Source organism: Bacteroides sp. ET225 (genome assembly GCF_024733745.1).
Taxonomy (GTDB): domain Bacteria; phylum Bacteroidota; class Bacteroidia; order Bacteroidales; family Bacteroidaceae; genus Phocaeicola; species Phocaeicola excrementipullorum.
Genome location: NZ_JANRHN010000065.1, coordinates 1 through 5651, shown reverse-complemented (window position 1 = coordinate 5651; position 5651 = coordinate 1). Strand labels below are relative to the sequence as shown.

Annotated in this window: 2 protein-coding genes; one reads left to right on the top strand and one right to left on the bottom strand. The window is 47.8% G+C overall.

Translation table 11 applies throughout. The features are described 5' to 3' along the window. Nucleotides 1-2875, top strand: a 2875-nt coding sequence (locus NW212_RS15010) for a hypothetical protein (RefSeq protein ID WP_258339424.1), incomplete at its 5' end; no start/stop codon positions are given. 78 nt (nt 2876-2953) lie between these two features. Here the strand turns inward: NW212_RS15010 and NW212_RS15005 are convergent. After that, the coding region (locus tag NW212_RS15005) for an SGNH/GDSL hydrolase family protein (protein WP_258339423.1) at nt 2954-5651 on the bottom strand (2698 nt) is incomplete at its 5' end.

The following is a 5651-nucleotide window of genomic DNA, read 5'->3' as shown; positions in this document are numbered from 1 at the left end:
CCAGGGCGGCGCATGGGCTGCCGGAAGCTTTTCGCAGGTGGGGGCTGCGAAACTTTCCGAGTTAGAGAAAAAATTGGGAAACAATGATAATGCCGACAAGATATTGGGGAAAAAGGGAACTGCAGAAACGATACTTGACACAGCCATCAACGCCTCTACCGGCGAGGTCATTTCATCAGCCGCCTGGAAATATTTTTCCGCTGACGTATCCGGCTACGGAAAAATCAAATGCACTGTCGGTTTCGCCGACTCAGCTTATAACGTCGGCCTTGCGTTCTATGACGGGGAGGATACGTATATTGACGGATATTATAAGCTGGAGAATAGAGGGTATGAAAAAGTCATGCTTGTCATCCCGGAAAACGCCAAGACAGCAAAATGGAGCTGGCTGGACAACGGGGATGAACCATTCAAATATGATGGTGATTACGAACTGATCCCGGTACCTTCATTATCAAGCGATTTAGTTTTGTATAAAGAAAAAACGCTAACAGAGTTTAATGATAACGTTTCCAAAGTTTTAGAAGGTCTTAATTCCGAAAATATTAAGGGTACAGCAAATCTTATAGATAACTACGCCGTGAAATACGAATCAGGTGAATTGATGAGTTCTACTACTTGGAAATCATTCTCTGCAAATGTTTTAGATTATAGAAAAATAAAATGTAAAATAGGTGTAACTCCAACCACTAATATAGGTATAGCATTTTATGACAACGAAGATGCTTATATAAGCGGATATGGAGAAAATAACAGTGCATATTACATTGATGCCGAACTTGACATTCCTAAAAATGCAAAGACAGCTAAATGGAGTTGGCTAAAGGCAGGTAATGAAAATCAGCCATTCGAATATAATGGTGATTACGAACTTATCCCCAAGCCCGCAGTCAGTTCACGGTCTGTGTCTTACAGGAATATGACACAGGAAGAATTTAATATGGAAGTGGAACGGAATCTGGACGAATTGTCCGGTTTTACAGGCAGCATAAACAATATCGAAGGTGTTGTAGACCATAATACAGAGAACCTTCTTGATCCTGACGGGACGGAGAAGACTTTCAATGACGGGGTAAATTCGTTCAGCCCCCCGAATGAAGGCTATGAGCTTTCCAACCGCATAGACGCGGCTGCGGGAGAATGGTTCACGAGAACAGGCACTGCTACCGGGATGATCGTTGTAACAGATTCAGAAGACAAGAACGGCCAAAGACTGACAGGGGAAGGAGGGGCAACATTGGGAAATTCCTTCCAGATACCTCGAGAAATGTCATGGGTGCGCTATATAAGGATAGCCGTACAGGTTGCAGGAGCTAAGGACGGAAGCGTGGTCATATGCAGGGGAAAGCACGCATTCACCGGAGAAGAGCGTGGAGATTACATAACCGTCCCTTCATTGAGGGTTGAAAAGAGGAATCTGGCCAAAGATGTAGCATACTTGTCCGCCCCGGACGGCACATACTGGGAATTGTACATTGACGGAAACCATTCCCTTCAGATTCGGGAAGTGGATCCGGATGTAATACCTCCCAGTGAGCTGCCGTCTAATTGGGATGAAATCAAAGTAGAAGGTTCATTCAACGGTTTCTTTGACAGGTTCAATATAATGACCAAGGACTTTCTCATTGACATGAATCAGAATGGACCGGTCAGGGTCAAGCCTATAGTTCCATCTCTGACCAGCGAATACGATAACTTCGAACACTTCTATACACCGGAGAACAAGGAGCGTTATGTTGTCGCCACCAATGAAGACGTTGCCGGAACAGGAAGCAAGTACATTACCATATTCGATGAGAACTTTAACGTTATAGACAAGAACATAGGAATGACAGGCAATGCATCAGGTATTGACTCGCATGACTTTATCTACATATCTGACACTCACCTGATATTGCTGAACAGCATGAATGCCAATGTCAATATAGGCGGTGCCGGCATGAAGAATATAAGAGGAGCTACAATACAGGAAATTGTGAAGCAGAACGGAGAATGGAAATCTGTGGGCTGGTTTGCCGTAACCGACTATCCGCAGCTGTGTACAGACGCATTCGGAGAAATGGGAGATGCCGTAGACAGCCATCCCAACACGATAGGCCTTGACTACGACGGCAATCTGATTCTGAACATGAGGAACTGGGACACTTGGATAAAGATCCGGCGTGTGGATAACGGCGACGGGACATATACATTAGGTTCTGCGACTAAGGACTACAGCGAGGCTGTGATCGGCCGTGTCGGAGGAAGGCATAATTCGGCCTACATAGATGCTAAGCGCGTGCTGGGTGAAGGCTTTTCCTTTACGGACATTCCTTCAGGCCTTACAGAGGTCTCTTCGGACGAATGGGAGGAATGGCAGTTTTTCCACCCGCATGACGTGAAGTACTGGGGCATGAAGGAGATCGGCAGTAAAGAATATCCCACATACACAATCTTTGACAACAACTATTGGACCGGAAACTCATACGTTCCCAATGCCTTCAATTCGGAGAACAGAAGAAACAATCACGGCAACAACCCCCAAGGAGGAAACTACAACTACTACAATGAGAGTTTAAGTTCAAATGCCAAATATAAGGAACGTACAGTATCAAGAGTTGTCCAGATGTCTATCGATTGGGAAAACAAAAAAGTCGTTGACTATAAGATATACGTTCTTCCTCAGATGTATTCCAAGGAACAATGCGGAGCGACCATGTATAATGAAGGCATACTGAGCATTGCGTACAGCTATAATGGAATGTGGGGGCTGTGGAACTTCAATGAAGATTCAGACATTTCAGGACATGTATACAAGGGTGCCAAGATGCTTTTTCAGGCGCAATACAGCAAGCACAGAACCTGCTACAGAGCCAATACATACAAATTAAAGTAGGCTCTTATAGATGGTGGAAATAGGTAATGCGTAAGAATTTGATTGAAGATTAGTAGGCTAATGCGGAAAGTTTCCGCATTAGCCTACATGAAGATGTGCGCAGAATGTCGAATACATGATGTCCGCGAACTGCTCGTATCCCTGGTTCTGCGGATGGGTAGCCTCCGTGGGCATAAGCTCCGTCTGGACGGCATGGGGATTCACCGGGGTTTCAACCGCACCGAAATTGTATTCCGAATCGTGCGTGACTGAAACGGGCACAAAATAGAGGCTGGGATATTCCTTCAGGCTTTCCGTAAGAGCCACCTGAAGGTTGAATACCTTAAGGTCCTCCACCAGCTTGTAGGTTGCGGAAACGGAATACCCGTCATTCCCGGTCTGCACGCCGATGCCGTCCTGATTCCCCCTGAAGAGCGTATTGACCACGAAAATCGGAGTGTCGGCATCCCCCTGTCTGATACCGTCGATGAACTGCCTGATCTGCGATACCGCCTTGGAAGGGTCTACATCTATGCCGTTTGTTCCGAGGAATATCATTATGGCGTCATACTCAACATTATAGTTCGACTTATAATATAATATATCAATTTTATTCTCGTTCGGATTCCAGAACGGGTTTAAATCCTGTGTCCTGCCATCATTTCCATTTTGTCCGTACTTGTCAAATGTGTATTTGTTGTTCCCGATGTAGTATGACGGGGCAACTCCAGGTCTTCCCTCATGCTTGTGCGTAGTCCCGCCTGTCCAGATGCCGTTGTTGTAGGCCCATCTCGTCCCGACGAATTTCATGTCCGGGCAGAAGCGGAGCAGCGCGTCATACCAGTATTTCCCCGTTGAGAGGCTGTCGCCTATGGGAAGCAGTTTGATTGTCAGCAGCTTGTTTCTTACAAACTTCACGGACGTGGAGGCCGAAGCGACCTTATTATTATTGTTGTCATAGACTTCAAGGGACAGGTCATAGGACGTGCCGTCCGGAACGACCTCCTGAATGGTCTTTGTGGTGCATGTTCCTCCGGGGAATGTTACCGATGCCGTGACGTTCGTGTCATCGTCCGTCCTGTTCACCTTAACCCGGAAGACACGGTATACCTCGTGCGGATGGTAGGCCGTGTATTTGCCCTCCGACCGTTCGTTGATGGACTTGACCATCGCCTTTCCCAGCGAATACGAGTCACCGATGTTTTCACCGAAATTCCCGCTGTCCGTATCCTTGTTCATAATATATGTGTCGTCCCCTATCCTGAACTCAATGCTGTCGTTGTTTGAGGCCATGTAGTCGGCCGATCCGTCCAGAGTGAACTCTATGACCTGGCAGGGGTTCTCGCAGCTCCATTTCCTCTTCATGCATTTGCCTACGCCGTTCCAGAAGAAATGGTAGTTGCCGATGTTTCCGCACCATGACACCTGGGAGTTGTACATCTCTATCGTGCATCCTCTTGCGATGCAGACTTCGCCGGGAAGCCACAGCCTGAACGTGTCGGCCTCCGTATGGGAAAGGGAGGGCATCAGGTCTTCTGCAAGAACCTTCCTGTACGCTTCGTAATCCGTTATCTCCTTGCCCTCTTCAATCTGTATGCTGGCCTCTATGTCGCCCGTGCTTATTGTGAACCTTGCATACGCCGTTCCTTCCTGCCATTTCAGCACGCCCTTGCTGTCATTGTTCTGGGAAAAGGCAATCACCCGTTTTTCCGCGTCAAGGAGGATGCTGTATGGCCCTCCGGTCAGAGGTTTTCCATTGTATGACGCGGTAAGGTAACCCATTTCCTCAGTAAACGGTATGAATCCGGATACGATATATCCTGCATTGCTGCCCAGCGTCCCGGATTCACTGCTGATGAATTTCCCTATCTGCACGTCCCTGTCGGCCTTGTCGAACTTGTTCTTGCCGGTGGTGACCAGGTCATCTCCCAGTTTGTCCAGCGTGATGGATCTGTTCTTCAGGTCTTCCGTGCCTATGCCGGAATTGAGCTTGTCCCTTGCCGCAACCATTGAGTCCAGCAGTCCCTTGCTTTCTATCTCCACTTCCACATTGCCTTCTTTTGAAGGTGACGACACGAACAGATGCACGCTGACGTAATCCTCTTCTGCCATAAGGGTGTACTGTTCCCCCTTTTCCACATTATCCTGCAGCCTGACCAGTTCTTCGGATTCCTTATAGGCGGAAAGGATGGCTCTTCCCCAGTCAATCTCACCGGACAGGCTGAATGTGATTTCAGTTCCCTTCCGGATGAGAAAATCTCCTATCTTGTTATTTATTCCGCTGCTGGTTATTGCAACCGTTGTATGGAATTCCGTCCTGTACAGACTGCTGTCATTGTATGCGACCCTTTCCTTTACAGGCGAAAATTCATCCAGGGCTATATGCCTGTTGTATGGCATGTACGTTGCGGAATCTCCATAACTCGCAGCCACATTGCTCAATGTCTTGCCGAAACACAGGCCGGCATAGACATCCCCCGTCTGGAACGGCAGTTTCTTTGAATTGGCCGGCACTCCGTGCGTGAATTTCCCGTACCGGTCATACGCGGCAAGGAACTGTCCTCCGGCAAAGGAAACGGAAATGTCATTGCCGTTCATTGGGACAATCACATACAAGTAGCTGTCGTTGTCGGATATGCTCCCGTCGGCATTGATGAATCCCGGTCTGGCACGTCTAACGTTGATGAGATTCTGGGATTCAGGTATTGTCTCAAGAAGATTTTCGCCCAATGTTAACTCGGAAAGCTTCGCAGCCCCCACCTGCGAAAAGCTTCCGGCAGCCCATGCGCCTCCCAGA